The sequence below is a fragment of the Pseudomonas sp. BF-R-30 genome, assembly GCF_019956175.1.
Classification (GTDB): domain Bacteria; phylum Pseudomonadota; class Gammaproteobacteria; order Pseudomonadales; family Pseudomonadaceae; genus Aquipseudomonas; species Aquipseudomonas jessenii.
The window spans coordinates 23,052-46,860 of sequence record NZ_JAHBDE010000024.1; the positions used below are offsets into that span (position 1 = coordinate 23,052).

Here is a 23,809-nt window from a genome sequence, read left to right on the forward strand (position 1 = left end):
CTGGGTTCTCGCTCTTAGGGTTCGAGGGCTGGATCGGCGGACAGCGTCCGGGCACCACGGCTGCCTGCCAGCACCAAGGCGCCATCGGCGGACTGGGTGGCGCCGGCGACCGGGGTCGGTGCCGGTTGCTGCTTCAGATGCAACTGCGCGCCCGTTCCTTGGCTGACCAGCATCTGCCCGCCCTGGGTGAACAAGCGATAATTGCCACGGGCATCGATCAGGCCTGCGGTGATGCTGACGTGCAGGCCGGTGTCCAGTGCGGTCCAGCTCTGGCCGCCGTCGGTGCTGCGCAGCACGTTGCCGCGCAGGCCATAGATCAGCACTTCGCCAGGCTTGCCGAGCACGCCGAAAAAGCTGCCTTGATAAGGCGTCGGTACCGCATTGAAGCGTTGGGCGCTGTCGTCCCATTTGAGCAGCAGGCCTTGCTCGCCCGCGATGTACACACTGTCGCGGGTAGAGGCGATGGCGTTGAGATGGAAACCCTGGGGGTTGTCGGTGCGGTCCTGGAATGGCGTCCAGGTCAGGCCACCGTCGTCGGTGCGCAGGATCAGGTTGAATACCCCGACCACATAGCCGGTTTTGTCGTTGGCGAACCAGACGCCGAGCAGCGGTTTGTCCGCGCCCTGATCGGCTAGTCGTTGGCCTTCCATGGCCAACTGGGGCCATTGCTCATTGCCCGGTTCGGCGCTGGCCAGCGCCGTGTAATGCTTGACCAGCAAGGCGCCGATCTGACGGCCGTCGAGCTGCTTTTGCCAAGTCGCGCCGGCGTCGCTGCTGTGCAGCACCACGCCGTCATTACCCACCGCCCAGCCTTGGGTGGTGGTCGGAAAATTCACCGCAGTGAGGTCGGCACTGGCCGGTACGGCGGCCTGTTGCCAGTGGTTTCCCGAATCATCGGAAAACAGAATATGGCCACGCTGGCCGACGGCAATCACACGCCCGCCGGCGCGGGTCATGCCGGACAACGGGCTGTTGATCGCCAAGGCACTGACTCTGGCGGGCAGGTCCAGTACATCGACGTAATCGGCCGCCTGGGCGATGCCCTGCGACAGGCCGAGCACAACGCCAAACGCCAGCTGCAAAATATTATTTTTATACGAACACATGCTGCGTCCTCTTCGGAAAACCGCGCCGGGGCACACATCGGTGTGCCTGACGTTCAAACCTTGCGCCGTGCAGGTCATGTGGGAGCGTCTGCTTGCGGTTGGCTTAGCGAATACCGGCGCCGGCCAGGGATTCCGAAGACCACTGGGCCTTGGAGAGCGGCTCGATGTACTTGATGCCGCCGTAAGGGCCGACTACGCCGTTGATGTTGTAGGAGCCACCGACCAGGTCGTAGATCATGAACGGCGTGGAGTCCGGAACCTGCTTGTCATAGCTCTGGCTCAGGAAGGCGAAGGAACCGCGATAGAGCTGACCACGGGCGTCATATTGATCCGAGGCCAAAGCGGTCCAGCTGTCTTCGTCGAGGTAGAAGCGGCGCTTCTGGTAGATGTGACGAGCACCGGCCTTGAGGTTGCCTTCGACGACCCATACACGGTGTTTTTCCCAGCGTACGAAGTCAGGTGACAGGTGATTGGCGGTGGTCAGCGACTTCGGATCCTGCACGTAGGTCAGCTTGTAGGTGTTGTAGGGCACGATCATTTCCTGCTTGCCCACCAGCTTCCAGTCGTAGCGATCCAGCGCACCGTTGAAGACGAACACGTCATCGTAGGTGCCCGCACCGGCGGTACCCGGGTTTGGCGTGTCGTAAGCCAGGCTCGGAGCCAGTTTCACTCGGCGCTGCCCCGGCAAGTACTGCCAGGCGCGACGCGGTTGCTGCAACGGGTTGGCGGCGTCCTTGAGCATGATCGCCTCACCGGCGCGGCGCGCAGGGCCGGTGTATGCCAGCTTCATCTGGTAGTACACGTCGGCGCTGCTGATCGGCTGCGAGAGGTTTTCATAGATCGGGTAGGAGATGTTCGCTTGCCCGGTGGTCGCCAGGCTTGGAACGCCCGCGGAGTCAACGTTCCAGGAGTCGTACTTGGAGCTGATGCTGACGCCTTGGTAGCGCAACAGGAAGTTCCACATCGCTTCGTTGCCCGACTGCGGAATCGGGAATGGAATGCCCGGCAGCACGTTGTCGATGGCCAGGCCACCTTCCAGGGACTTAGCGCCGCTGGCGTTCTTCACGCCGTTATCCAGAATCGCTTGAGGCAGCGAAACGGTGCGGTGCGTCGGGAATACGTCGACACGGAACGTCGGGAAACGCTTGGCCAGTTCTACCGTGGTCGCCGTGAGCATGCCCTTGTACTGGTCGACGTTTTTGCCGTCGATCACCAGTACCGGCTTTTCACTGGCAAACGGGTCCGGGCGCATGCTGTCGCCGGCCTTGAAGCTGGCCGGCGGGGTGGTCAGGCCACCGTTGTAGGCAGGAATGGAACCATCAGCGTTCCCGGCTTTTTCAGCCCCTACCTGTGTCAGGCTGGTGCCCAGCTTGGCAGCTTCCTGGGTTGAAACAGCAGCCTGTGCCTGAGCGGCGAAGACCATGGCCAGCGAAGCGGCCAACACGGTTTTTACAAATTTCATCTTGTTATTCTCCTGCTTGCATTGAGCAAATCAGTGGTGAATCAGAATGTTGTTTTCATCGTCAGGTACACGGCGCCACGGTCCTCAGTCGTGGCACCACCTCCGGAGAAGGACGAGTAGCCACCGGCGTAGCAGGCGTAGTTTTCGTTGCCGCTGAAGGCGTTCGGGGTGGAGCCGTCACCGCCCTTTGAGCCGGTGCTCACACCGCTGACGTTGCACTTGTCGGTTTGGCCAAAAGAGTCCACGTACTTCAGGTCGACAAAGTATTTGTTGTAGACAATGGCGCCCACGCCCACGGCATAGTTGCCGGTGTCCTTGGCACCGCCACCGGAGACCGGCGACACACCGTCGAGACCGACGTTGACGGACATCGGCGCGTTGAGATCGACACCGGGGAATACCTGGTACCAGGTCGGTGTGAAGTTGACCGCCAGACCCCAGTTGTCACGGGTTGGCGCGTCGATGCCGCGATAGCTGTCCTTACCCTTGTAGAGCGCTTCGTTCTTGCTATCGAGCTTGAGCAGGTTGCTGTAGTACAACTCGGCAAGCACAGTCGCCTGATCGAACACCGGCGTTTTCGGCAGGGTCATCAGACCGTTGAGCGTCCAGTGCAGGGTGTCACCGGTGGCGCTCATGCTGTCGCCACGGCTCGGGGTGTCATAGACCACACCGGTGGCGTCCGTACGTGCAGGCAGCAGGCCAAGCCCTTGCCCCAGGCCCAGCGGGCTGCGGGTACTGACGATCGCCGGGATACTGGCCAGCGGCATGTTGTGACGAACGTTCAGGTCCGAACCCACGCTCACGCCACCCACGTCCTTGGACAAGCTCAGGCCAAGGATCTTGATGTTGTCGGCATAGGCCAGTTGATAGGTGGCGGTGTCCAGCGAATTGAGGGTGTTGATCACCGCTGGCACTTGCCCCGCCGGGCGGGTGCCGTTCGGGTTGGCCGAGGTAATGCCCCTGGCGTCCAGATAGGCTTGGGGCAGGATTTCCGAGGTTTCGCGGTAGTAAACGCCGAGGGTGCCATCCAGCCAAGCCGGCGACCATTTGGCCATGACGCCCCAGTCACCGCTGTCATGCGGAGTCAGGTCCTTGCCACGACGCACATTGGTCAAGGCGTTGCACGGCGCCAGGCCACAACCTAGCGGGCTGCCCGGTACCACGGCATTGGTGTTGCCCAACAGGAACGATTGCGCGCCGAAGCCGACCAGGTCGGAACCACCGTAATAGGTGCCCGCTTCCGGCAGACGCGCGGCATCCCAATTCAGGAAATACTGGGCACCCACGGTCAGCTCGGGATTGACGGTGAACGACATCGACAACTGGTTACGCGGAACGAACAGTTCCTTGGCCTCGGTACCCGGCGACGCGGCAAGCTTGGCCAGGTCGAGGCCGGACTGGCCATAGCTGACCGAGTGCACCGGGTTGAGAATGGTCTCGCCCCAGAACACGTTGTGCTGACCGGCCTTGGCGCTGAACATCGACTCCTCGCCCACTTCGGTGCTGTAGAACACGAAGGCATCGAGGATTTCGCCCGAAAGACCGCTGTAGTAGCGCTGGGCATAATTGCTCAGGTGCGAGCTGCCGTTGCCGACGTTGTCACGGGTGACCCCGGCCAGGCGCGGGTCATTGGCGATCAGGCCCGAGGTCGATCCATTGCCGTTGACGAACGGGTTGGAGTTGGAGCCGGTGTTGTCATAGGCCTTGTCGTACCAGCTGGCGGCGCTGACGCGAAAGCCCATGGCGTTCTTGTAGACCACGTCCATTTCGGTCAACAGATCGATACGGTTGGTGATGTTGGTCCCGGCCTTGCGGAAGTTGTAGTCGCCGTCGTTATTGTTCGGCGTTCCCAACATGCGTTTGTCGGCACTTTCGGTGCGCACGCCATAGTTGTACTTGATGGTGTTATCCACGCGGACGTTCCAGTCCGGATTCCCCGTCTCGATCTCGACCGCATGGGCCGCAGGTACCGTTGCCGCGAGAATGGCTGAGGCCAGCAAGGTGTAGCGTGGAGCGGTGAAGCCGTGACTCTTATTGTTGTGCATTGCGTTGTCTCCGCTTTTTTGTCTTTGTTTTAAGCGCAGCCGCCCTCGCGCAAACATTGATGGGTTTGCGTTTAAGGAATAAGGGCAAATGCCGGTTGGCGTACTGCCAGTCCAGCTCCTTGTACTAGCGATCCATCTCCAGGATGAGTGCTTCAGCTTGCTGCCAGTGGCCAAATCCTGCGGCCGGATTGAGGTGGCCGACATCGCCCAGATTGAGCAATTCGGCGCCCCAGCCTTCTGCCATGCGGGTGACCGCAGGAAGGCTGGCCAAGTGATCGTTGGTGCTGCCGGCCACGATGCTGCGAAATGGCAGCGGGCCTTGCGGCAGAGGATTCCAGCCCTGGCTACGCAGGGTTTCGGAAGACGGATAGTTTGACGGCCAGACCGCATCGAGGTCCGGTGGCGCGGCCAGCAAAGCGCCCTTGATCGGACGGCTGTAGTGCGCAGCCCAGTGCGCGACCATCAGCACACCGGCGCTGTGGGCCACCAGAATCACGGGGCCGTCGATTTGTTCGAGTTCGTGTTGAATCGCCCGCACACGGGCCATGCAATCGAGTTTGTCGGTCTCCAGCGGCGCAACACTGCGCACGTTGCTCAGCCTGGCGGCAAGCAATGTTTGCCAATGTTCGGCCACGTGCTCGCGCAGACCCGGAACGATCAGAATGGTGGCGGCAGTTTGCAGTTTGTCCACGGTCAACACCTTCGCTTTCTCGATAACTCGACTGGCTGTTTTCGCCAGGGGCTTTTTGTAGTGTCGACATTAAAGAGCGCCCACCCGAAGCGCTTTACATTGGACGTCATGCACTTTTCTTTTGATGACAAATTGTCCGACAGCAGGACAGTGCGACCACTGGTCGAAAATCCCCGCAGGTTGGCGCAAGGTCACTGTAATCAACGGATGAGCGCTGATGGCTCCATGCAGCGTAGAAGATTGGTGACTGTATGGCATGAAATCCATCAACGACATGACAACTGTTCAACTGTTGATACGCTGGATATAGTCGCCACGCTCACGCCAACCGCCATCGGCACAGGGAAGACTTTCGCATGACCAAGCTTGTTCGCGCCGCTGTCTTGACCAACTACCTGGAGGTCACCCAGTACTTGGGTTTCAACCCGCGCGACGTGCTGGCCGGTGTCGGCTTGAGCAGGGCCCAACTGCAAGCCCCTGAACACCGCATCCATATCGATGCCGCCGTCCGTTTGCTGGAAGACTCGGCCGCCGCCAGCGGCTGCCAGACCTTCGGCCTGAGCATGGCCGAATCGCGCCAGCTCTCGGACTTCGGCGTGGTCAGCCTGCTGCTCAGCCACCAGCGCACGCTGCGCGATGCCTTGCAGGTCGTCGTGGATTACCGGCACCTGATGAATGACTCGCTGGCCATCTTCATTGAGGAGGCCGGCAAGATGGTGATCATTCGCGAAGAGGTGGTCACCGAAACGCCGATGCCCAGCCGCCAGGCCACGGAGCTGGCCATCGGTGTAATGTTCCGGCTGTGCTCGGCCCTGCTGGGCTCACACTGGCATCCCTACAGCGTCAACTTCATGCACCAGCCACCGGACAACCTGCACCTGCATCGCCGGCTGTTCGGCTGCAACCTGGAGTTCGGCAGCGAGTTCAACGGCATCGTCTGCCCTGACATCAGCCTCGACATGACCAACCCCAACGCTGACCCGGCCATGGCCCGCTATGCCCAGGGCTACCTCGACTCGCTGCAGAACCACGAAGGCGCCTCGATGCTGTTCGAGGTGCGCAAGGCCATCTACCTGCTGTTGCCCATGGGGCGCGCCACCATTGAGCAGGTGGCCCAGAGCCAGGGCATGAACGTGCGCACCCTGCAACGCCGCCTCAAGGACGACGGCTGCGCCTTCAACGACGTGATCAACGACGTGCGCCGCGACCTGGTGCTGCGTTATCTGGACAACCCCAACTACTCCCTCAGCCGCATTGCCGACATGCTCGGCTACTCGATGGCGAGCTCGTTTACCCGCTGGTTCATCAGCCAGTTCGGCATGCCGCCGGCGACGTGGCGTGCGCAGAAACAGGCTGGGGCGAAACCGTCCTGACAGCAGGGCAAAAAAAACGGCGACTGCTGGTACAGTCGCCGAAAGCGCGAGATTGGAACTGCAATCCCTGTGGGAGCGGGCTTGCTCGCGAAGGCGTCGTGTCAGCCAACATCAATTTCGACTGATACACCGCCTTCGCGAGCAAGCCCGCTCCCACAGGTTTCCGGCCAGGCCAATGATTAGAAGCCCCAGCGCAGCAACAACAGCACCAGCACGACCAGGAACACCGTCTCCCCCACCATCAGCAGAATCGGCTTGATCCCGACCGCTGCCAGCTCGCGCAAGCGGGTCTTCATGCCCAGGGCACTGATGGAAATCACCAGGCACCAGCGCGACAGTTCGTTGACCGATCCCTGCACCGCAGGCGCTATCCATCCGGTGCTGTTGATGCAGGCCAGAATCAGAAAACCGACGGCGAACCACGGCAACAGCGGCGGGCGCTTGCCGGTCGGATCGGCGCCTTGCATGCGGGTGATCATCGCTGCAGTGACGATCACCGGCAGCAGCATCGCAACGCGCATCAGCTTGACCACCGTGGCCGTGTCGCCGGTCTCGGTCGACATGCTGTAGCCGGCACCGACCACCTGGGCCACGTCGTGGATCGTGGCGCCGAGGAACACACCCGCCACCTGCGGCGACAACTGCAGCCAGTTGGCGATCATCGGATAGACAATCATCGCCAGAGTCGACAACGCCGAAACGCCGATGACGGTGAACAGGGTCGCCCGCTCTTTCTGCGGATGGTTCGGCAGCGCCGCTGCCAGCGCCAAGGCCGCCGAAGCGCCACAGATGGCCGTCGCGCCGCCGGTGAGCATGCCGAACAGGCGCTGGAAGCCCAGGGCCTTGGCGGCGATCACAGACACGCTGATGGTCACCACCACCAGGATCACCACCAGTGCAATCGGCTTCCAGCCCAGCGCGGCCATTTGCTCCAGGGTGATGCGCATGCCCAGCAGCGCCACGCCGATGCGCAGCACGGTGCGGGCGGTGAACTCGATACCGGCCTTGCAGGGGCCGTCATCGGCGAGAAAATTCAGGGCCATGCCCAACAGCAAGGCAAACAGCATGACCGGCGCACCGTAGTGTTCGGACAAGAACGACGCGGCGGCCGCGACAATCAGACTGACGATAAACCCAGGTGCCAGTTCGCGCGTGCGACTGTGGATACGGGTAAGAGCAATGGCGCTCATGGCGCGGACTCCTCGGATGCGATAACGATAAACGCCTGGCCGTCGATGATCTCGACCGGGTAGTTGGTGACTTTGACCTGCCTGGAGTTGAGCAGGTAGCCGCTGTGCAAATCGAAGCGCAAACCATGGGCGAGGCATTGGATCACCCGGCCTTCAAGACGCCCCCCGCATAGGGAAGAGCCCTGGTGCGGGCAGCTGTCGTCAATGGCAAACAACTGCCCGTCGACGTTGAACAGCGCCAGGCTTTTGTCTTCGAACTCGAACAGCGCCCGGCCTCCAGCCTGCGGGTGTTTGCCGGCTGGCACGGGAATGCGTCGGGTCATGCTGGCTGCCGCTCGCGATCACTTTCCTTGAGGGCTTCGGTCATGGCCGCGAGCAGCGCCTGAGCAGGTTGTGCGCCGATCACCGTCATGCGGTTATCGAACTTGAAGCTCGGCACGCCACTGGTCGCGTCGGGGGATCCTTCAAACGGCGTGGCATCGCCCTTCAGGCAATCGAGCACCCCGTCCGGAGCGACGCCGCAGGAGCGGGCAATGGCAAGCAAGGTCTCACGGCAACCGAGGTTTTCACGTCTCAGGAAATAAGCGGCGAACAGTCGCTCGAGCAACATTTCACGCTGACTGGCATTGCCCAGTGCGCTGGCACGCTCGAACAAACGATGGGCGTCCGCGGTGTTGGGCATCGTCTCGATACGGCTGAGGTCGATGGCCAGTCCAACCGCCCCGGCAGCCTGCTGTACCTGATTCTGGCGCATGGTCATTGCGTCGGCATTGCCCAGGCGCTTGCGGTAGAAATCGGCGAAAGGTTCACCTTCTACCGGTATCTGGGGCAGCAACTGCACGCCATGCCACACCGTGGTGATCTGCACATCCGGGTGACGACTGCGAAACTGCACCTGCGCATGCTCCAGCTGGCCTTTGCCGATCAGGCACCAGGGGCAGATAAAATCGAAAAACACATCAATACGTAAACGACGACTCACAACTTCACCTCTATCCCGGCTGCACTGACAGGCTCAGGCACGCTCTGACCCTCAAGCCGGGCGATATCTTTTTGGTAATGACACTTGGCATAGAAAAACACCGCTGCCGCCGCGAGGCTGACCAGTGGCACTAATTGGAAAGCGGCATGCAGCCCGATGAGGTCGGACACACGGCCAGTCAGGAACGGCCCGGGTGCCAGCCCCAGCAGGTTATTGGCCAGGGTCAGCGTGGCGAACGCCGTACCGTGGACGGAGTAATGGGTCAGGTTGGCAACCATCGCACCGGCGGGGCCGGTGGTGCCGGTGGCAATCGCCATGCCCAGACAGACCAGCGCCAGTTGCACAGGCCCTGCCGACAATGCGAACGCTGCCGACAGCAACAGGCAACTGCCCAGGCAAAAACCAATGGCCAGGCTGACCTTGCGCTCCGGCGAGTTCCGACACAGGCGATCGCTGAGCATGCCGCACAGGATCATCCCCGCACCGCTGCACAACACGATGATTGCCGCCATGCCACCGGCCTTGTCGGTAGGCATGTCGTAGTAGCGGTTGAGGTAGCTGGGAATCCACACCATCACCGTACCGCCGACGAACAACTGCAAGCCGCTGGCGATGTAGGTCGACACCACCGAACGGCTGGACCACAGCGTGCGCAGCGGACGCTTGACCGCGGCAGCCGTCTTGTTCGCAATCTGCGCGGCACGTCGTGGCGCTATGCGCGCTTCCTTGACGATGAGCGGATAGAGCATCGCCAGCACCAGGCCAAACAGCGACATGCCGGCGAACGACCAGCGCCAGCCCAGCTTGGCGGCAATCGCACCGCCCAAAGCCATGCCCAACACCGAACCGAACATGCCGCCGGCCATGAAGGCACTGGCCAGGGTGGCCCGCATGTGTTTGGGGAACACCGAAATCACCACCGCGATGCCCACGCTGCCGTAGGCGGCTTCGCCGACGCCGACCATGAACCGCGCAATGAACATCTGCTGGTAGTCCTGAGCCAGCGCGCAACCCAGGGTCGCCACGCTCCACAGGAAAGCCATCAGCGCCAGGCTCTTGACCCGACCGAAGCGGTCGGCCATCAACGACAGGGGAAATGTCAGCAGGCCGACCATCAGGGCAACGATGCCGCTAAGCAGACCCAGTTGTCCGTCGCTCAACGCCCACTCAGTCTTGAGCAGGGGGAATACCGCGTTCAGTACCTGACGCGACATGTAATCGGAAATCAACAGACCGAACGTCAGGGCAAAGACGATCCAGGCATATTGGCGCGCAACGCCGACTCCGCAGGAGTCGTCATCGTCAGCGGCTATTGGGTGAAAGGCCATGCAGCCTCCTCAAGAGCTTTGTTTTATTTTTCTTATCAAGCGTGTAACGGTCAGGCGGACGAGAGGTCACGGCCTCTCGCCCCGACCCTAGGTCAACCGCGTTGCGGTACACCTTTCTGCCCAACCTTGCGGTTGGGGGCCATGCCGTTGGCCAACAGGGTTTCTTCGATGGTTTCGTACTGCACGCCGATGCGGTAGATCTCGCGGGCTTCTTTGCCGGTGGCGATTTCACGACCCAGTTCATGGGCAATGCGCACGGTTTGCTGGATCTGTGCAACCGAGCCGAAACGATCGCCCTTGTGATCAATGATAGTGTCTTCATTGCCCACGCGCGGGTGCATGCCCATGGCCATCGACATGGTGTTGAACGGCATGACGTTCTTGAGCAGCGATTCGGAGGTCAGGGTGCAACCGTCCGGCGCGCGGTGGATGAAGTTGAAAAAGTTGAACGGGTTCGGGCCGTCGAAACCGCCGCCGATGCCGATCCAGGTCAGGTTCAGCGGGCCCTTGTAGATGCCCCTGCGCACTAGGCGCTCGAGGGTTTCCATGGCGTGCATGCCGGTCAACTGGAAGTGTGGCTGGATGCCGTTCTCCATAAGGCGCTTGAGGTGCTCGGCCACCCAGGCCGGACCTGCCGGTACGGTCATTTCGCTGTAGGCGGCGTGGATCAACGGGTTGTCCAGGGAGGTGCCCTTCAGGTACTCCGGATACAACAGTTCCATGATGTTCATTTGCGTGGTGTTGATCGCGACCGTGACCTGATCCGGTTTCGGCGTCAGCTCGGCCAGCATGTGGCGAGTGTCGTCGGACAGCCACTTGGCCGCTTCGCCATCGCTTTCCGGAGCGAAGGAAATCGAGCCGCCGACCTGGATGATCATGTCTGGCACGGCTTCACGCACACCGGCGATCAGCTCGTTGAACTTCGACAGGCGCTTGGAGCCCTTGCCGTCCAGTTCGCGCACATGCAGGTGCAGCACGGTGGCGCCGGCTTCATAGCATTCGACCGCTTTCTGGACTTGCTCATCCATGGTCAACGGGATGTCTTCCGGGAAGTCTTCCGGCATCCACTCCGGGCCGTACGGGGCCACGGTAATGACTACCTTTTCCATGTTTTCCGGGTGCAGGGAATCGTCGAAGAATTGCATGGTTAACTCCAGTTCTTATGCCAGTTCTTATGATTGTTCCGCCCACCCGGGGTCGTGCCGGGCAGACGTGTTTACGAGTGCGAATGCTGCGAGTGCGGATGCAGGTGGCGTTCGATCAGAACGTCTTGTCGCCGATAATCCCGGCACGCTCCATCTTGCGATGGCACGGCGGGTAGTCCATGACGGCGTAATGCTGGGTACTGCGGTTGTCCCAGATGGCGATGCTGTTGGGCTTCCAGCGCCAGCGCACCTGATACTCAGGGATGTACGCCTGGCTGATCAGGTAACGCAGCAACTCGCCGGCGCCGGGGTTGGCGTCCTGGCCGAAGCGCACCCGCTCAGGGGTGTGGTAGTTGCTGAAGTGGGTGGTGAAAGCGTTGACGAACAGCACCTTCTCGCCGGTTTCCGGATGGGTGCGCACCACCGGGTGTTCGGCGTCCGGGTACATCGCCTTGAGCGCCAGGCGTTTTTCAATCGGCATGGCGGCACCGAAGCTCGCTTCGATGCTGTGGCGGGCACGCAGGTCGGCGATCTTGACCTTTACGTCTTCCGGCAAATTCGCATAGGCCTGGACCATGTTGGCCCACATGGTGTCGCCGCCCACTGGCGGGCATTCCACGCAACGCAGCACGCAGCCCATCGGCGGTGCTTCGCGCCAGGTGGCGTCGGTGTGCCAGGCGTTTTCATAGCGGTCCATCGGCTGGTCAGGATTCTTGTAGATCTGCACCAGCCCCGGATGCTCCGGATCACTGCCGGCCACCGGATGATCCTCCAGCTCGCCGAAGCGCCGGGCGAAGGCCACGTGCTCGGCGCGGGTGATGTCCTGATCACGCAGGAACACCACGCGGTGCTTGAGCAACTGGGCACGAATCTCGGCAAACAGACCATCGTCATGCACTGCGTCGGCCAGGTTGACGCCGATCAGTTCGGCGCCAATGCTGCAGGTCAATTGTTCGACTTTCATGGCTGGCCGCTCCTTAAACGACGAAAATCGATGAGCCGGTAGTCTTGCGCGATTCAAGGTCGCGATGGGCCTGCACGGCGTCCTGCAGGGCGTAGTGCTGGTTGATCTCGATCTTGATCCGGCCGCTGCCGACATGGTCGAACAACTCACCCGCCAGGGCGGCTTTTTCCGCAGGGTCGCTGATGTAGTTGGCCAGGGCAGGACGGGTCAGGTACAGCGAACCTTTCATCGCCAGCATCACCGGGTCGAACGCCGGGATCGGGCCGGACGCGGTACCCACGCAGACCATCAGGCCACGGGGTTTCAACGAATCCAGCGAACCCATGAAGGTGTTCTTGCCAACGCTGTCGAACACCACGTTGACGCCCACGCCATCGGTCAGTTCGCGAACGCGAGCGGCGACGTCTTCATGGCTGTAATTGATCGTATGGTCGCAACCGTGAGCCCGGGCGATTTCCGCTTTTTGCTCGGTCGAAACCGTGCCGATCACGTTCAGGCCCAGCAACTTGGCCCACTGCGAAACGATCAGACCGACACCGCCAGCGGCGGCATGCAACAGAATGCTGTCGCCCGGTTTGAAGTCGTAGATGCGGCGCATCAGGTACGAGGACGTCAGGCCACGCATGGTCATCGCGGCAGCGGTCTCGAAGCTGATGGTTTCCGGCAGCTTGATCAGCGGCGCGGCCGGGATCAGGCGCTCGGTGCTGTAGGCGCCGAGGGTGTTGAGGAAACCGGTGTAGGTGACGCGATCACCGACCTCGACGTTGGTGACCCCTTCACCAACGGCCTGGACTACGCCAGAGGCCTCGACGCCCATGCCGTTGGGCATCGGAATCGGGTAGGTACCGTTACGGAAATAGGTGTCGGCATAGTTCAGGCCAACCGCCACATGACGAAGGCGAACCTGGCCGGGACCGGGTTCGCCGACTTCGACGTCCTCATAACGTAGAACTTCGGGACCACCGGTTTCGTAGAAGCGTACGGCTTTGGCCATTTTTCTTATTCTCCAATCTGCATATGGGCGTGTTGCATCGAATTGCGCTGATTGGACTGTAGGACGAGGCCCTTTGAGACGCTTCTCATCAGACGACAATGGCTTTTCATTTGGTGACAGGCAGAAACGGGATCGTTCTAGCCGGTCCGGTCGTCACCTGCGCTATCATCGCCCGCCTCGATGCCCCAAGAGCCTTGACCCCGGATGTCCGAAGCACTGCCACTGTCCAACGATCACCCAGCCCTGCCGCCGGTCTTGGCCGGCCCGCTGTTGCGGCGTCTTGAGCCCATGCGGCTGGTGCTGTGGCTGGTGGGTTCCCGGGCGCTGGCGCTGACCTTGCGCTTGCAGGGCGTCGGCGATATCCGACTCGATGCCGGGCAATGCACAGTGATTGCGGTGGGGGCTCATGCCTTTGTGCACTTGATCGATGTGCAACTCGATTGCGCCCTGCCCCGGGATGAGTCGATCGACTATGACCTGCTGATCGATGGCACAGAAAAAGGCATCGCCGACTGGGCACCGCACCTGCTGTATGGCGATGCCCATTGCCCGAACTTCGTCCTGCGCGCACGGGTCGATCAGTTGCTGCACGGTTCTTGCCGCAAACCTCATCACCCGGCGACAGACGGCTTGCTGTGCGTCGACCGGTTGCTGGCCCAGGAACACGCGGCAAAGGACCGCCCGGCACTGCTGATGATGACTGGCGATCAGGTCTACGCCGACGATGTCGCGGGGCCGATGTTGCGGGCGATTCACGCCTTGATCGAGCGTCTGGGCCTGTTCGGGGAGCACCTCGAAGGCGCGGTGGTCAGCGACAGCGCCAGGCTCTACGAGCATCCGGCCAGTTACTACCACCGCGCGGATCTGCTGCCGGCACTGCAAAGCAATGAAACCCTGCGCGAGCGATTTTTCGGTGGCGCGCGCAAGCCGATTTTCACCAGCAGCAGCGCCGACAATCACCTGGTGACCTTCGCCGAAGTCATGGCCATGTACTTGTTGGTCTGGTCGCCAGTGCCCTGGACCCTGATCGCGCCCCAGGCACCGACGCTGACGCCGCAAAGGCTCAAGCGCTACGCCCTTGAGCAGACGCGCATCGATGCCTTCAAGACAGGCCTTGGCAACGTCGCGCGGGCACTGGCGCATCTGCCGACGCTGATGATTTTCGACGACCACGACATCACCGATGACTGGAACCTTTCCGCGCAATGGGAGGAAACGGCCTACGGCCATCCGTTCTCCCGGCGCATCATCGGCAACGCGCTGCTGGCGTACATGTTGTGCCAGGGCTGGGGCAACAACCCGGATGCGTTCACTACCCTGCTGGAAAAGTCCGGAGCCTTGAGCGACAGTGCGCGCGACCTTCACCTCGACAGCACGGTTCAGGATGACTTGATCAGTGATCTGCTGAAGTTTCAGCACTGGCATTACGTGCTGCCGACCACCCCGGCCATGGTGGTGATCGACACCCGCACCCGGCGCTGGCGCAGCGAGATGAACCTCAAGCAGCCTTCCGGTTTGCTCGACTGGGAAGCCCTGAGCGAACTGCAACAGGAACTGCTGGACCACCCGAGCGCAATCATCGTTTCACCGGCACCGATCTTCGGCGTCAAACTGATTGAAACCGTGCAGCGGGTATTCAGCTGGTGCGGTTATCCACTGCTGGTGGACGCGGAAAACTGGATGGCCCATCGCGGCGCGGCACAGGTGATCCTGAACATTTTCCGCCACTCGCGCACCCCGGGTAACTACGTAGTGCTGTCGGGCGATGTGCACTATTCCTTCGTCTACGAAGTGCTGATCCGCCACCGCAAGGCCGGACCGCGCATCTGGCAGATCACCAGCAGCGGCATCAAGAATGAATTCCCGCCCAGCCTGCTCGAGTGGTTCGACCGCCTCAACCGCTGGCTGTACTCGCCACGCTCACCGTTGAACTGGCTGACCAAGCGTCGACGCATGCGCATCGTGCCCCACGTGCCCGAACACGCCGAAGCGGGTGAGCGGCTATGGAACTCGGCGGGGATCGGCCAGGTGTATTTCAATGACCTGGGACAGCCGCAGACCATCTATCAGCACAATTCGAACGGCTCACCGAAGACCCGGATGATTGCGCCGGCAAGCGATGATTGAGGCAGAGAAGACACCACAAAAAACTGTGGAAGCGACGGTGCGGCGATCTGACCTGCTCCGGGCGGCGTACCGACGAATGCTGTCTGTCAGACTCTACAATTGTGACTGTCATACCGCCTTCGCGAGCAGGCTCGCACACACTGGATTTCTGGCGTATACACTTCTTGTGCTATTTCCAGATCCTGTGGGCCTGCTCGCGAAGAGGCCAGTTAAATATTGGGGGAATCCATTCTGTAACCCGCCCCCGGCGTACCTTCATGGAGTGCCACCTGAATTTTCGAATACAAGGCATTCGCCTCAGCAGTGGTGATTGATCGCGAACAATCACGCAGTACAACACGTAGTAGCACATTCTCCTGCCCCGGCAGCAATCCGAGGCGATCAATGGCCTGCAGAGGCAGTTCTGTGAACGCCCAGCGCCCTTTGATCTGCATTTCCTCGATCCAATCTGAACAATCGCCAGCTGCCTGCAACATCCTTTCAGTCAACACCTCCTCGCTCAGCCCCGGCGTTACCGCTAACGAAATATCTCGAGTAATCGAAGGCAACCGAGAGACGGCGCTCCACAGATTCAGATCATGCATCTGTGCCTGTACTCGTTCGTTCTGATCACGTAGCAAACGAATATCCGGGATGCCTTTGCGCAGCATGGTCAAGCGATCCAATCCCATTCCCAGCGCCAGTCCTCCATGACGCAAAGGATCGATCTTCAGTCGCTCCAATAATGATTTGGCAATTCGACCGCACTCCAGAACCTCGACAGGGACGCCGTCATTCAACAGGTTTACTTCGATCCCGCCCTCAGTGTAGTGATGCGGACTATCACTGTAGATCCAAGGCATATCTGGCACGGCAGATTTAAGGATATCGCCGACCAAGCAAAGTAAATGCTCATGCGTCGACAAATCAGGATCACCGAGCACCCAGATATCCATCTGATGGGGTTCCGCACAATGCCAACGATCCCGGCTGTCGCGACGAAAAGTGATACCAGGCGCGGCCAATAATATTGACTGCCCCGGTTGCCGTAGCTGGGCAGCTCGCTGAAGCGCTGCTGGAATTTGACTGGTGGTTTGCGTTCGCAGCAACGAACACTCATCGACCCAGCGGGTGTGTGCACTTCCGAGGGTGATTTCTGCTGGGTCATAACCGAGCAATCCGTAGTTTTCTTCAGCGGAGACAATTCTCGGCCCCGTCTGCACTTGCGCTTGTGGCCAGCCTTTATCCGTTAATCCTTGAAGGACCTCCTTGAGTAATAATCGAATGGCGTGATCGGGTGCAGCGGGTTCTGTTAGATCAGCCAGTAACAAGGCTTGGTGTACGGACGTATCCGTCAGATATTTCTTTGATTCCTGCACTAAACAACCCCCTTACTAACAATTGAATGTAGCCCCCCGTAAAAAGAGTCCCGTAGACCAACCTAACGATTTCAGATCGTCCTTCACAACCAAATTCGGTGAAAAACTAAATTTTCAGAAGAGGACTACAGCCACTACTTACACAAATAACCAAGAGCCTCTCACAAGACACTTCAAAAGCATCATTAGTTCTAAAAAACCTCAAGCAACCTATTTAATACATCAAAAAAAACCTGTGTTAATTATTTCGCCCCCTCAGGACCACCAGGGAGCACAAAACCAACAAAATGAAAAAGGACGATCAAATGAAAAAGAAAAATGTCGTTAAAGAAAAGCTCACCCGCATAACTTCCGGCCCGGAAAATTTTGGCTGGGCGCCGTTAGCTTGGGCTCATACTGAAGAGTAAATGATGAAAATGGGCGTCAAGATCACTCTTGCCGCCCACCGACAAAAAAGGAGGTACCAATGTTATCCAGAACGATGATAACAACGCTCTTTGGTCAAGAAGAGCCTTCCATAATTGCGGACTTTGAGGAGTTCCTCCAAGAGTGCTCTAATTTAGGATTCAAGACACTCAACATTTCTGACATCGACAGACTCCCCAAAAACAGCATCATCTTTTCATTCACTAATGATGCAGCGAAAAAGACATTTGAAATTGCGAAAAATACCAAACACAAAAAAAGCATCTTTTGTGCAACACAAGTATTCGAGCCTACTTTAAAAGCAGCACTTTATAGTTTGAATCTGTTATTGATAAGCGACTTTCAACAAGCGCTAAGCACACAAAGACGTGTACTGAACATGCTCAATTCACACAACTCATTTTTCTTGACCGGAAATGACGCTGACGCGCAAATAACGATAGCCCCTCACGCTCAGCCTTATGCTTTGATTACCGAGGATATAGAAAACGATTTCATTCAGTCCGTGGCGGAGTTTTTTGAAGTCCATTATGCTCACATGAAGCCACAAGAGCCGAGTCCGTTTTCCTTTCACGGAACATTAAAAATATCCGGAACACTTACAGTTCTTAGAAGACCCAACCCAGCTTTACCAGAAGGCTTAAATACTTCTTTAAAATGGTTGAATGATCGCATATCTGAAGAAGGCGCACTATTGACCATTGAAGAAAACACAATCACCTCACTGAAAATAAATGGCAATGAACACATAAAACTATTGGATCTTGCAGCAGGACCTAGAGGCCTCAAGCTGACTGAGTTTGCTATTGGAGTAAACGAAACAATCGCAAATAGCATTGACTACAAAATCAACTCTCAATTAAACGAAGGAATTAATGGCGTTCATATAGCAATTGGGGACGGTTCCTCTGGCTATCACATAGATTTCCTGAGCCCAGCAGTAAAGGTAAGCCCAACTCACAACTGAGCCAACCTAATCGCTCTCACTACAACCACCCACATCACAGCGATGTCTAAAAACTGACACTATAAAAGGGCTTACAGAAATGATAAGCAGTGACGCACGGCAAGTTACCGATGGACCTCAAGGCGCACAGGCCGGCAGATTCTGGTGTACCTGCAGGCTTGCCCGCGATAAGACCAGCACATCCAGCATCAATGCTGACTGAAGCACCGCTTTCGCGAGCAGGTTCACACCCACAATTGATCGGTGTCTCTCATGAACCTCACCCGAACCTTGATCATCGGCAACTCCGGCTCGGGCAAGAGCTGGCTGGCGCAGCGGCTGGCCGAGCAACTGCGTGTGCCCTGGACCGATCTCGACCGGATTCACTGGCTGTCCGACGAACACAGCATCCCCCGCCCCCGAAATGAAGCGCTGGGAATGGCGCGGATCGCTGCCGATGAAGAGCGCTGGGTGATCGAAGGGGGTTACGGCTGGATCGTCAGTGAAATCCTCCACCGGGCCACGGCGTTGATCTGGCTGTGTATCGATGACGTCGATTGCGTTGCCAACATTCGCCGGCGGGAAGCCAACGATGACGAACGATTCATTGCAATGCTGGAGTGGGCTAGCAACTATCGCACCCGTGACGACTCAAGTGGATTTGCGGCGCATCAGCGGATGTTCGATGACTTTGGTGCCTCGAAGATCCGCCTGACCAATCGGGTTGAAATCACCGACTTCGCTTCAGAAGCAGGAATATTACCCATCGGTTAAAGCACAAAACCTGTGGGAGCGAGCTTGCTCGCGATGACGGCAACACATTCGACATCAATGGTGACTGACCCATCGCTATCGCGAGCAAGCTCGCTCCCACAGGTATTGCGGTGCCCAGGGAGCGTATTTCAAGCCACCTTCACCACACCACTCACCCCCCTGACAATCATCTCCACCTCCCGCTCATCAAGGGTCAGCGGCGGCAGCAGGCGAATGGTTTTCCCCCGCGTGACATTGATCAGCAAGCCTTGATCCCGGGCGGCGATCAGGCTCAGGTCGCGGATCGGTTGCTTGAGTTCGATGCCGATCATCAGGCCCTGGCCGCGTATTTGCGAGACGTTCGGGTTGCCCGCCAGTTCTGTGCGCAATCTTTCGAGCAGGCGCGCCCCCTGACGCCGGGCGTTTTCCAGCAGCCCTTGTTCTTCAACGATATCCAGCACGGTGCATCCGACTCGGCAGGCCAGCGGATTACCGCCGAACGTGCTGCCGTGGCTGCCCGGCGTGAAGAGTTCGGCCGCCTTGCCACGGGCCAGGCAAGCGCCGATGGGCACGCCGTTGCCCAGGCCTTTGGCCAGGGTCATGACGTCCGGGACGATGCCTTCGTGCTGGAACGCGAACCACTGGCCGGTGCGGCCGATGCCGGTCTGGATCTCATCGAGCATCATCAGCCATGAGCGCCGGTTGCACAGTTCCCGCACGGCCTTGAGATAACCCGGCGGCGCCAGTTGCACGCCGCTTTCGCCCTGGATCGGCTCCATCAGGATCGCCACGATCCGCGAGCCAAAGGCCTGTTGCACCTTGTCCAGCGCGCCGAGGTCGCCGAACGGCACTTTGACGAAATCCCCCGGCAGCTTGTTGAAACCCAGGCGCACCGCCGGGCCATCGCTGGCAGACAAGGTGCCTAGGGTGCGGCCATGGAACGCATTCTCCATGACCACCACCAGCGGCTGCTCGATGCCCTTGTGCCAGCCATGCAGCCGGGCGATTTTCAGTGCGGTTTCGTTGGCTTCGGCCCCGGAGTTGTTGAAAAACGCCCGGTCCATGCCCGCCAGCTGCGTCAGTTTCTGCGCCAGCCGTTGCTGCCAGTCGATGCTGTAGAGGTTGGAGGTGTGCAGCAGCAACCCGGCCTGCTCGGTAATGGCGGCAACGATTTTCGGATGGGAGTGGCCGACGTTGGTCACCGCCACACCGGCGACCGCATCCAGGTATTCGCGACCGGCCTGATCCCACAGGCGAGTGCCCAGGCCCTTGTTGAAACTCAAGGCCAGGGGTTGGTAAGTGCTCATCAGGCAGGCGGCGGTCATGACATCAAGCTCCAGCAAGGGTCGGTGTTTTTGCAGTATGGTTAGCCACCAGAGCTGGATAAACACCGTAAAACTTCAATCATTTAAAAGCAGAGCTTGATAATGGATTTATTCCAGGCAATGACCGTCTACGTGAAAGTGGTGGAGACCGGCAGCATGACCGCCGCCGCCTTGCAGTGTGAAATGTCCACGACCATGGTTGGCAATCACCTCAAGGCCCTGGAGCAACGGCTGGGTGTGCGCCTGCTCAACCGCACGACGCGGCGCCAGCGGCTGACCGAGTTCGGCGCCGCGTATTACCAGCGCTGCCTGGAGGTGCTGGGGTTGGTGGCCGATTCCGAGCGACTGGCCGAGCAGGCTCTGGACGAACCGAGCGGCACCTTGCGCATCACCGCGCCCCTGACCTTCGGGACCGAGCGCCTGGCCCCGGCATTGAGTGAGTTCAGCCGGCAAAACCCGCGGGTGAAACTCGACGTGGTGCTGACCAACCGACGCCCGGATCTGCTGGAAAACGGCCTCGATGTAGCGTTTCGCCTCGGGGCGCTGGAGCCCTCCAACCTGATCGCCCGCCCGCTGATCGACTACACCCTGACCATGTGTGCGTCACCGGACTACCTGGCCCGTCGCGGCACTCCGCAAACACCTGAAGACTTGCGCCATCACGACTGCCTGTCCTTTGCCTATCCGGCCGGAGATGACTGGCAATCGGTGCAAAAGGAATGGCGCCTGGCCGGTCCCGATGGCGAAGTCAGCGTGGGGGTCGGCGGGCCGATGCTGATCAACAGTTCCGCCGGACTGCATCAAGCGGCGCGCACCGGCATGGGCATCGTGATGATGCCCGACGCCTTGGTCGAGCAGGACCTCAAGGACGGAAAGCTGTTGGCCTTGATGCCCGATTACTGTCCGCCCAGCCGGCCGATGCACCTGGTCTATGCCCAGGATCGCCACCGTTTGCCGAAGTTGCGCCGTTTCGTCGAATTCGCCATGCAGCTGTGGGGCAAGCACTGATCCGCTGACCGACGATTCAGTGCCAGGGTCGTCGATTCCCCATTCACTACATCCCCGCCTTCACCAACACCGGCTGTTCCTGATAACGATCCGGGTACAACTGCTTCAACTGCGCCACTTTTGGCAAATCGTTGATCACGATGTATGGATAGGTCGGATGCTCGGTCAGGAAATCCTGATGCTCCTCCTCCGCCGGGTAGAAACCGTTGAAGGTTTCAAGCTTGGTCACGATCGGTTTGTCGAAGACATGCGCGGCATCGAGCTGGGTGATATAGGCCTGTGCGACCCGCTGCTGCTCAGCGTTTTTGGTAAAGATCGCCGAGCGGTACTGGGTGCCGCTGTCCGGGCCCTGGCGGTTGAGTTCGGTCGGGTTGTGCGCCACGGAAAAGTAGATCTGCAGCAAGGTGCCATAGCTGACCTGGGCTGGATCGAACGCGACTTCGACCGACTCCGCATGGCCGGTATTGCCGTTGCTGACGCGCTCGTATTGCGCGGTATTGGCCGCCCCGCCCGCGTAGCCGGAGACGGCGTTCTTCACGCCTTTGACATGCTGGAACACCCCCTGGACGCCCCAGAAGCAGCCGCCGGCGAACACCGCGGTTTCGCTGCGGGCCTGGGTGGTTTCATCAAGGGCCGGCGGTGGAAGGATGACCGCCTTTTCGGCACCGCCGAAAGAGAAGGCCGAGCATTGGCTGATGATGCCGGCAGCCGCCAGCCCCAGCAGGGTACGGCGCCAGGTAAAGAGTGTTTTCATGGGGCGAACTCCTGAAGCGTTGAACAGTTATCAGCCGAAAGTGAAGGCGTAAGCCGACGCACCCGGATCAAGAAACTCGATACTGAAGGTCCGGTCGGTTACGCCACCGCTCTGGCGCACCAGTTGATACAAACGCTGGTCCGTCACGGTGCCGCTGCCATCGGGTGCCACGTCCATGCCATGGGCATCGCCGGGGGCCTTGCCGTCGATCAGCACCTTGAAACGCACCGGTTTGCCATCGGCGCCAGGGCCGAGCACCAAATGCAAATCACGGGCGTGGAAGCGATAGACGATGCGGCTGGCCGGGGCGCTAGCGGTGGCCCGCTCCGGGCCGACATGCCACTGGCCGCCCAGGCTCCAGTCGTTAAGGGCCAGTTGCGTCGGCGGGTTGTAGGCCGCAACCTTGTCCGGTACCAGCGCGGTTTCGGGCACGAAATGCTCAGCGCGCTGGTAGCCGACATAGGTTTCCGGCGACTGCACGGCGTCCTTGTCCGGGGCCATTTGCACGCCATCGGCCTTGGCACTGATCAGCCCGTCGGCGACCTTGGCCGCCCCCGCCTCGCGCAGCAATTGCTGGATGACCCGCTCCGATTCGGCGTACGCGCCTTCGCCGAAATGGTGATAACGAATGCGTCCCTGGGCGTCGGCAAAGTAATGCGCCGGCCAGTACTCGTTGTTGAAGGCGCGCCAGATCTTGAACTCGTTATCGATGGCCACCGGGTAGTTGATGCCCAGGTCTTTCATGGCCTTGGTGACGTTGCTGACATCGCGTTCGAAGGCAAACTCCGGCGCATGCACGCCGATCACCACCAGGCCTTGATCGCGATACTTCTCGGCCCAGGCTTTCACATAGGGCAGCGAGCGCAGGCAGTTGATGCAGGAGTAAGTCCAGAAATCCACCAGCACGACCTTGCCTTTCAAGGCCTGGGCATCGAGGGGTGGCGAGTTGAGCCATTGCACGGCGCCCTCCAGTGACGGCAGGTTGCCTTCGACCGGCAAGGTGCCCGGGGTTTTGTCAGCCACTTGCACCGCGCCGGCGGAGGTCGAGTTTTGCGCCATCATCGCCCCGCTGTTACGCGGTAACTTGCCGGACAGTTTCTCCACCAGCGCTTGCTCGATACCACCGGTCGACGCCGTGGAAAACCGCGCCAGAATCCCCGTATCCAGACCCAGGGCAATCGCTGCCACACCGGCCAGCATCGCCGCACCAAGGCCGCGACGCAGCCATTCGCCCGCGCCAATCGAATGCTTCATCGCGATGAAGACTTTGCCGCCCAGCAACAAGGCCAGCGCGAGGGAAGTGGCGGCACCGGCGGCGTACGCCAGCAGCAAAAAGGTGGTTTGAATGCTGGCGCCTTGCAGCGCCGCACCGGTCAGCAGCAGGCCCAGGACCGGCCCGGCGCACGGCGCCCACAGCAAGCCGGTGGCCACGCCGATCAGGAGCGAAGCACCGGGACGTGGCCGTGCATCGGCACCCGCCGCCTCCGACAAACGACTGCCCGCCGCCACCAGTGGCCGGGTCAGACGCTCGGCCAGTTGCGGCAGCAACAGCGTCAGACCGAACAACGCCACGAACACCAGCGCCAGCCAGCGCCCGTACTGATTGAGTTGCACCACCCAGCCACCGCCCACCGCCGCCAACGTGGCGACCAGCGCGAAGGTCAGCGCCATGCCCACCAGCAGCGGCAAACCGCTTTTGACGAAGGGTTGCCCGGTGCGGGCGAAGACAAATGGCAACACCGGCAGAATGCACGGGCTGACAATCGTCAGCACACCACCGAGATAAGCGAGGACCAGCAGCCACATGGCGATTACCTGCAAAAAAGTGAGTG

General features: G+C 60.0%; 20 protein-coding genes. 5 read left to right on the forward strand and 15 right to left on the reverse strand.

Features of this window, described 5'->3' with window-relative positions:
- Positions 1 to 14: 14 nt before the first annotated feature.
- From KGB20_RS14690 to KGB20_RS14705, 4 genes are all read right to left on the reverse strand, one after another.
- Positions 15 to 1,106 (reverse strand): WD40/YVTN/BNR-like repeat-containing protein, encoded by a 1,092-nt coding sequence (locus tag KGB20_RS14690; protein ID WP_154947352.1) that lies wholly within the window; start codon positions 1,104 to 1,106, stop codon positions 15 to 17.
- Positions 1,107 to 1,209: 103 nt separating this feature from the next.
- Entirely contained in the window at positions 1,210 to 2,568 is a 1,359-nt protein-coding gene (locus KGB20_RS14695) for a DUF1329 domain-containing protein (RefSeq protein WP_057716322.1), read from the reverse strand.
- A gap of 41 nt (positions 2,569 to 2,609) precedes the next feature.
- Positions 2,610 to 4,613, reverse strand: a complete 2,004-nt coding sequence (locus KGB20_RS14700; protein WP_154947351.1) for a DUF1302 domain-containing protein — start codon at positions 4,611 to 4,613, stop codon at positions 2,610 to 2,612.
- A 124-nt stretch (positions 4,614 to 4,737) separates the two neighbouring features.
- Positions 4,738 to 5,304 carry an RBBP9/YdeN family alpha/beta hydrolase gene (locus KGB20_RS14705; RefSeq protein ID WP_154947350.1) on the reverse strand — a complete coding sequence of 189 codons (567 nt, stop codon included), beginning with the start codon at positions 5,302 to 5,304 and terminating at the stop codon, positions 4,738 to 4,740.
- A gap of 356 nt (positions 5,305 to 5,660) precedes the next feature.
- Here KGB20_RS14705 and KGB20_RS14710 point away from each other — a divergent pair, with 356 nt between their 5' ends.
- Positions 5,661 to 6,677, forward strand: a complete 1,017-nt coding sequence (locus KGB20_RS14710) for an AraC family transcriptional regulator (RefSeq protein ID WP_150815013.1) — start codon at positions 5,661 to 5,663, stop codon at positions 6,675 to 6,677.
- A gap of 179 nt (positions 6,678 to 6,856) precedes the next feature.
- Here KGB20_RS14710 and KGB20_RS14720 read toward each other — a convergent pair whose 3' ends face one another.
- The 7 genes from KGB20_RS14720 to KGB20_RS14750 form a co-directional block, all read right to left on the reverse strand.
- Positions 6,857 to 7,867 (reverse strand): YeiH family protein, encoded by a 1,011-nt coding sequence (locus tag KGB20_RS14720; RefSeq protein WP_154947349.1) that lies wholly within the window; start codon positions 7,865 to 7,867, stop codon positions 6,857 to 6,859.
- Positions 7,864 to 8,190, reverse strand: coding sequence for a Rieske (2Fe-2S) protein (locus KGB20_RS14725; RefSeq protein ID WP_057716326.1), 327 nt, complete (start codon positions 8,188 to 8,190; stop codon positions 7,864 to 7,866). Before KGB20_RS14725 ends, KGB20_RS14720 begins: the two co-directional genes overlap by 4 nt.
- On the reverse strand, positions 8,187 to 8,849 hold the full coding sequence (locus tag KGB20_RS14730) for a DsbA family oxidoreductase (protein ID WP_223532636.1): 663 nt from the start codon (positions 8,847 to 8,849) through the stop codon (positions 8,187 to 8,189). Before KGB20_RS14730 ends, KGB20_RS14725 begins: the two co-directional genes overlap by 4 nt.
- Positions 8,846 to 10,177, reverse strand: a complete 1,332-nt coding sequence (locus tag KGB20_RS14735) for an MFS transporter (protein ID WP_154861659.1) — start codon at positions 10,175 to 10,177, stop codon at positions 8,846 to 8,848. Before KGB20_RS14735 ends, KGB20_RS14730 begins: the two co-directional genes overlap by 4 nt.
- Before the next feature lie 92 nt (positions 10,178 to 10,269).
- Positions 10,270 to 11,322, reverse strand: coding sequence for a 3-keto-5-aminohexanoate cleavage protein (locus tag KGB20_RS14740; protein ID WP_150815015.1), 1,053 nt, complete (start codon positions 11,320 to 11,322; stop codon positions 10,270 to 10,272).
- A 115-nt stretch (positions 11,323 to 11,437) separates the two neighbouring features.
- On the reverse strand, positions 11,438 to 12,286 hold the full coding sequence (locus KGB20_RS14745) for a TauD/TfdA dioxygenase family protein (protein ID WP_057716330.1): 849 nt from the start codon (positions 12,284 to 12,286) through the stop codon (positions 11,438 to 11,440).
- Positions 12,287 to 12,299: 13 nt separating this feature from the next.
- The gene (locus KGB20_RS14750; protein WP_008050013.1) at positions 12,300 to 13,280 is read right to left on the reverse strand and encodes a quinone oxidoreductase family protein; all 981 of its coding nucleotides are present in this window, start codon (positions 13,278 to 13,280) and stop codon (positions 12,300 to 12,302) included.
- A 204-nt stretch (positions 13,281 to 13,484) separates the two neighbouring features.
- On the opposite strand from KGB20_RS14750, the gene KGB20_RS14755 reads away from it, so the two are divergent.
- Positions 13,485 to 15,407, forward strand: coding sequence for an alkaline phosphatase D family protein (locus KGB20_RS14755; protein ID WP_150815016.1), 1,923 nt, complete (start codon positions 13,485 to 13,487; stop codon positions 15,405 to 15,407).
- Positions 15,408 to 15,616: 209 nt separating this feature from the next.
- On the opposite strand, the gene KGB20_RS14760 is transcribed toward KGB20_RS14755, so the two are convergent.
- On the reverse strand, positions 15,617 to 16,765 hold the full coding sequence (locus tag KGB20_RS14760; protein ID WP_057716332.1) for a hypothetical protein: 1,149 nt from the start codon (positions 16,763 to 16,765) through the stop codon (positions 15,617 to 15,619).
- A 466-nt stretch (positions 16,766 to 17,231) separates the two neighbouring features.
- Between KGB20_RS14760 and KGB20_RS14765 the strand changes: the two genes are divergently transcribed.
- On the forward strand, positions 17,232 to 18,158 hold the full coding sequence (locus tag KGB20_RS14765) for a hypothetical protein (protein ID WP_154861654.1): 927 nt from the start codon (positions 17,232 to 17,234) through the stop codon (positions 18,156 to 18,158).
- A gap of 252 nt (positions 18,159 to 18,410) precedes the next feature.
- Positions 18,411 to 18,911 carry an adenylate kinase gene (locus KGB20_RS14770; protein ID WP_154861653.1) on the forward strand — a complete coding sequence of 167 codons (501 nt, stop codon included), beginning with the start codon at positions 18,411 to 18,413 and terminating at the stop codon, positions 18,909 to 18,911.
- Positions 18,912 to 19,039: 128 nt separating this feature from the next.
- Here the strand turns inward: KGB20_RS14770 and KGB20_RS14775 are convergent, their stop codons facing one another.
- On the reverse strand, positions 19,040 to 20,215 hold the full coding sequence (locus tag KGB20_RS14775) for an aspartate aminotransferase family protein (RefSeq protein ID WP_150815019.1): 1,176 nt from the start codon (positions 20,213 to 20,215) through the stop codon (positions 19,040 to 19,042).
- A gap of 102 nt (positions 20,216 to 20,317) precedes the next feature.
- On the opposite strand from KGB20_RS14775, the gene KGB20_RS14780 reads away from it, so the two are divergent.
- Positions 20,318 to 21,223, forward strand: a complete 906-nt coding sequence (locus KGB20_RS14780; protein WP_154861652.1) for a LysR family transcriptional regulator — start codon at positions 20,318 to 20,320, stop codon at positions 21,221 to 21,223.
- Between the two features lie 46 nt (positions 21,224 to 21,269).
- Here KGB20_RS14780 and msrA read toward each other — a convergent pair whose 3' ends face one another.
- Together msrA and KGB20_RS14790 are read right to left on the reverse strand one after the other, a co-directional pair.
- Positions 21,270 to 21,977 (reverse strand): peptide-methionine (S)-S-oxide reductase MsrA, encoded by a 708-nt coding sequence (msrA, locus tag KGB20_RS14785; RefSeq protein WP_154947347.1) that lies wholly within the window; start codon positions 21,975 to 21,977, stop codon positions 21,270 to 21,272.
- A 30-nt stretch (positions 21,978 to 22,007) separates the two neighbouring features.
- Positions 22,008 to 23,783: a cytochrome c biogenesis protein DipZ gene (locus KGB20_RS14790; RefSeq protein WP_150815021.1), complete on the reverse strand. Its 1,776-nt coding sequence runs from the start codon at positions 23,781 to 23,783 to the stop codon at positions 22,008 to 22,010.
- Between the last annotated feature and the right edge of the window lie 26 nt (positions 23,784 to 23,809).

Bases quoted from the DNA above. Each gene is read 5' to 3' on its own strand.
- KGB20_RS14770 (WP_154861653.1), top strand. From the start codon at position 18,411: ATGAACCTCACCCGAACCTTGATCATCGGCAACTCCGGCTCGGGCAAG.
- KGB20_RS14745 (WP_057716330.1), bottom strand. From the start codon at position 12,286: ATGAAAGTCGAACAATTGACCTGCAGCATTGGCGCCGAACTGATCGGC.
- msrA (WP_154947347.1), bottom strand. From the start codon at position 21,977: ATGAAAACACTCTTTACCTGGCGCCGTACCCTGCTGGGGCTGGCGGCT.
- KGB20_RS14755 (WP_150815016.1), top strand. From the start codon at position 13,485: ATGTCCGAAGCACTGCCACTGTCCAACGATCACCCAGCCCTGCCGCCG.
- KGB20_RS14765 (WP_154861654.1), top strand. From the start codon at position 17,232: ATGTTATCCAGAACGATGATAACAACGCTCTTTGGTCAAGAAGAGCCT.
- KGB20_RS14695 (WP_057716322.1), bottom strand. From the start codon at position 2,568: ATGAAATTTGTAAAAACCGTGTTGGCCGCTTCGCTGGCCATGGTCTTC.
- KGB20_RS14750 (WP_008050013.1), bottom strand. From the start codon at position 13,280: ATGGCCAAAGCCGTACGCTTCTACGAAACCGGTGGTCCCGAAGTTCTA.
- KGB20_RS14690 (WP_154947352.1), bottom strand. From the start codon at position 1,106: ATGTGTTCGTATAAAAATAATATTTTGCAGCTGGCGTTTGGCGTTGTG.
- KGB20_RS14710 (WP_150815013.1), top strand. From the start codon at position 5,661: ATGACCAAGCTTGTTCGCGCCGCTGTCTTGACCAACTACCTGGAGGTC.
- KGB20_RS14700 (WP_154947351.1), bottom strand. From the start codon at position 4,613: ATGCACAACAATAAGAGTCACGGCTTCACCGCTCCACGCTACACCTTG.
- KGB20_RS14780 (WP_154861652.1), top strand. From the start codon at position 20,318: ATGGATTTATTCCAGGCAATGACCGTCTACGTGAAAGTGGTGGAGACC.
- KGB20_RS14735 (WP_154861659.1), bottom strand. From the start codon at position 10,177: ATGGCCTTTCACCCAATAGCCGCTGACGATGACGACTCCTGCGGAGTC.
- KGB20_RS14725 (WP_057716326.1), bottom strand. From the start codon at position 8,190: ATGACCCGACGCATTCCCGTGCCAGCCGGCAAACACCCGCAGGCTGGA.
- KGB20_RS14790 (WP_150815021.1), bottom strand. From the start codon at position 23,783: ATGTGGCTGCTGGTCCTCGCTTATCTCGGTGGTGTGCTGACGATTGTC.
- KGB20_RS14740 (WP_150815015.1), bottom strand. From the start codon at position 11,322: ATGCAATTCTTCGACGATTCCCTGCACCCGGAAAACATGGAAAAGGTA.
- KGB20_RS14720 (WP_154947349.1), bottom strand. From the start codon at position 7,867: ATGAGCGCCATTGCTCTTACCCGTATCCACAGTCGCACGCGCGAACTG.
- KGB20_RS14775 (WP_150815019.1), bottom strand. From the start codon at position 20,215: ATGACCGCCGCCTGCCTGATGAGCACTTACCAACCCCTGGCCTTGAGT.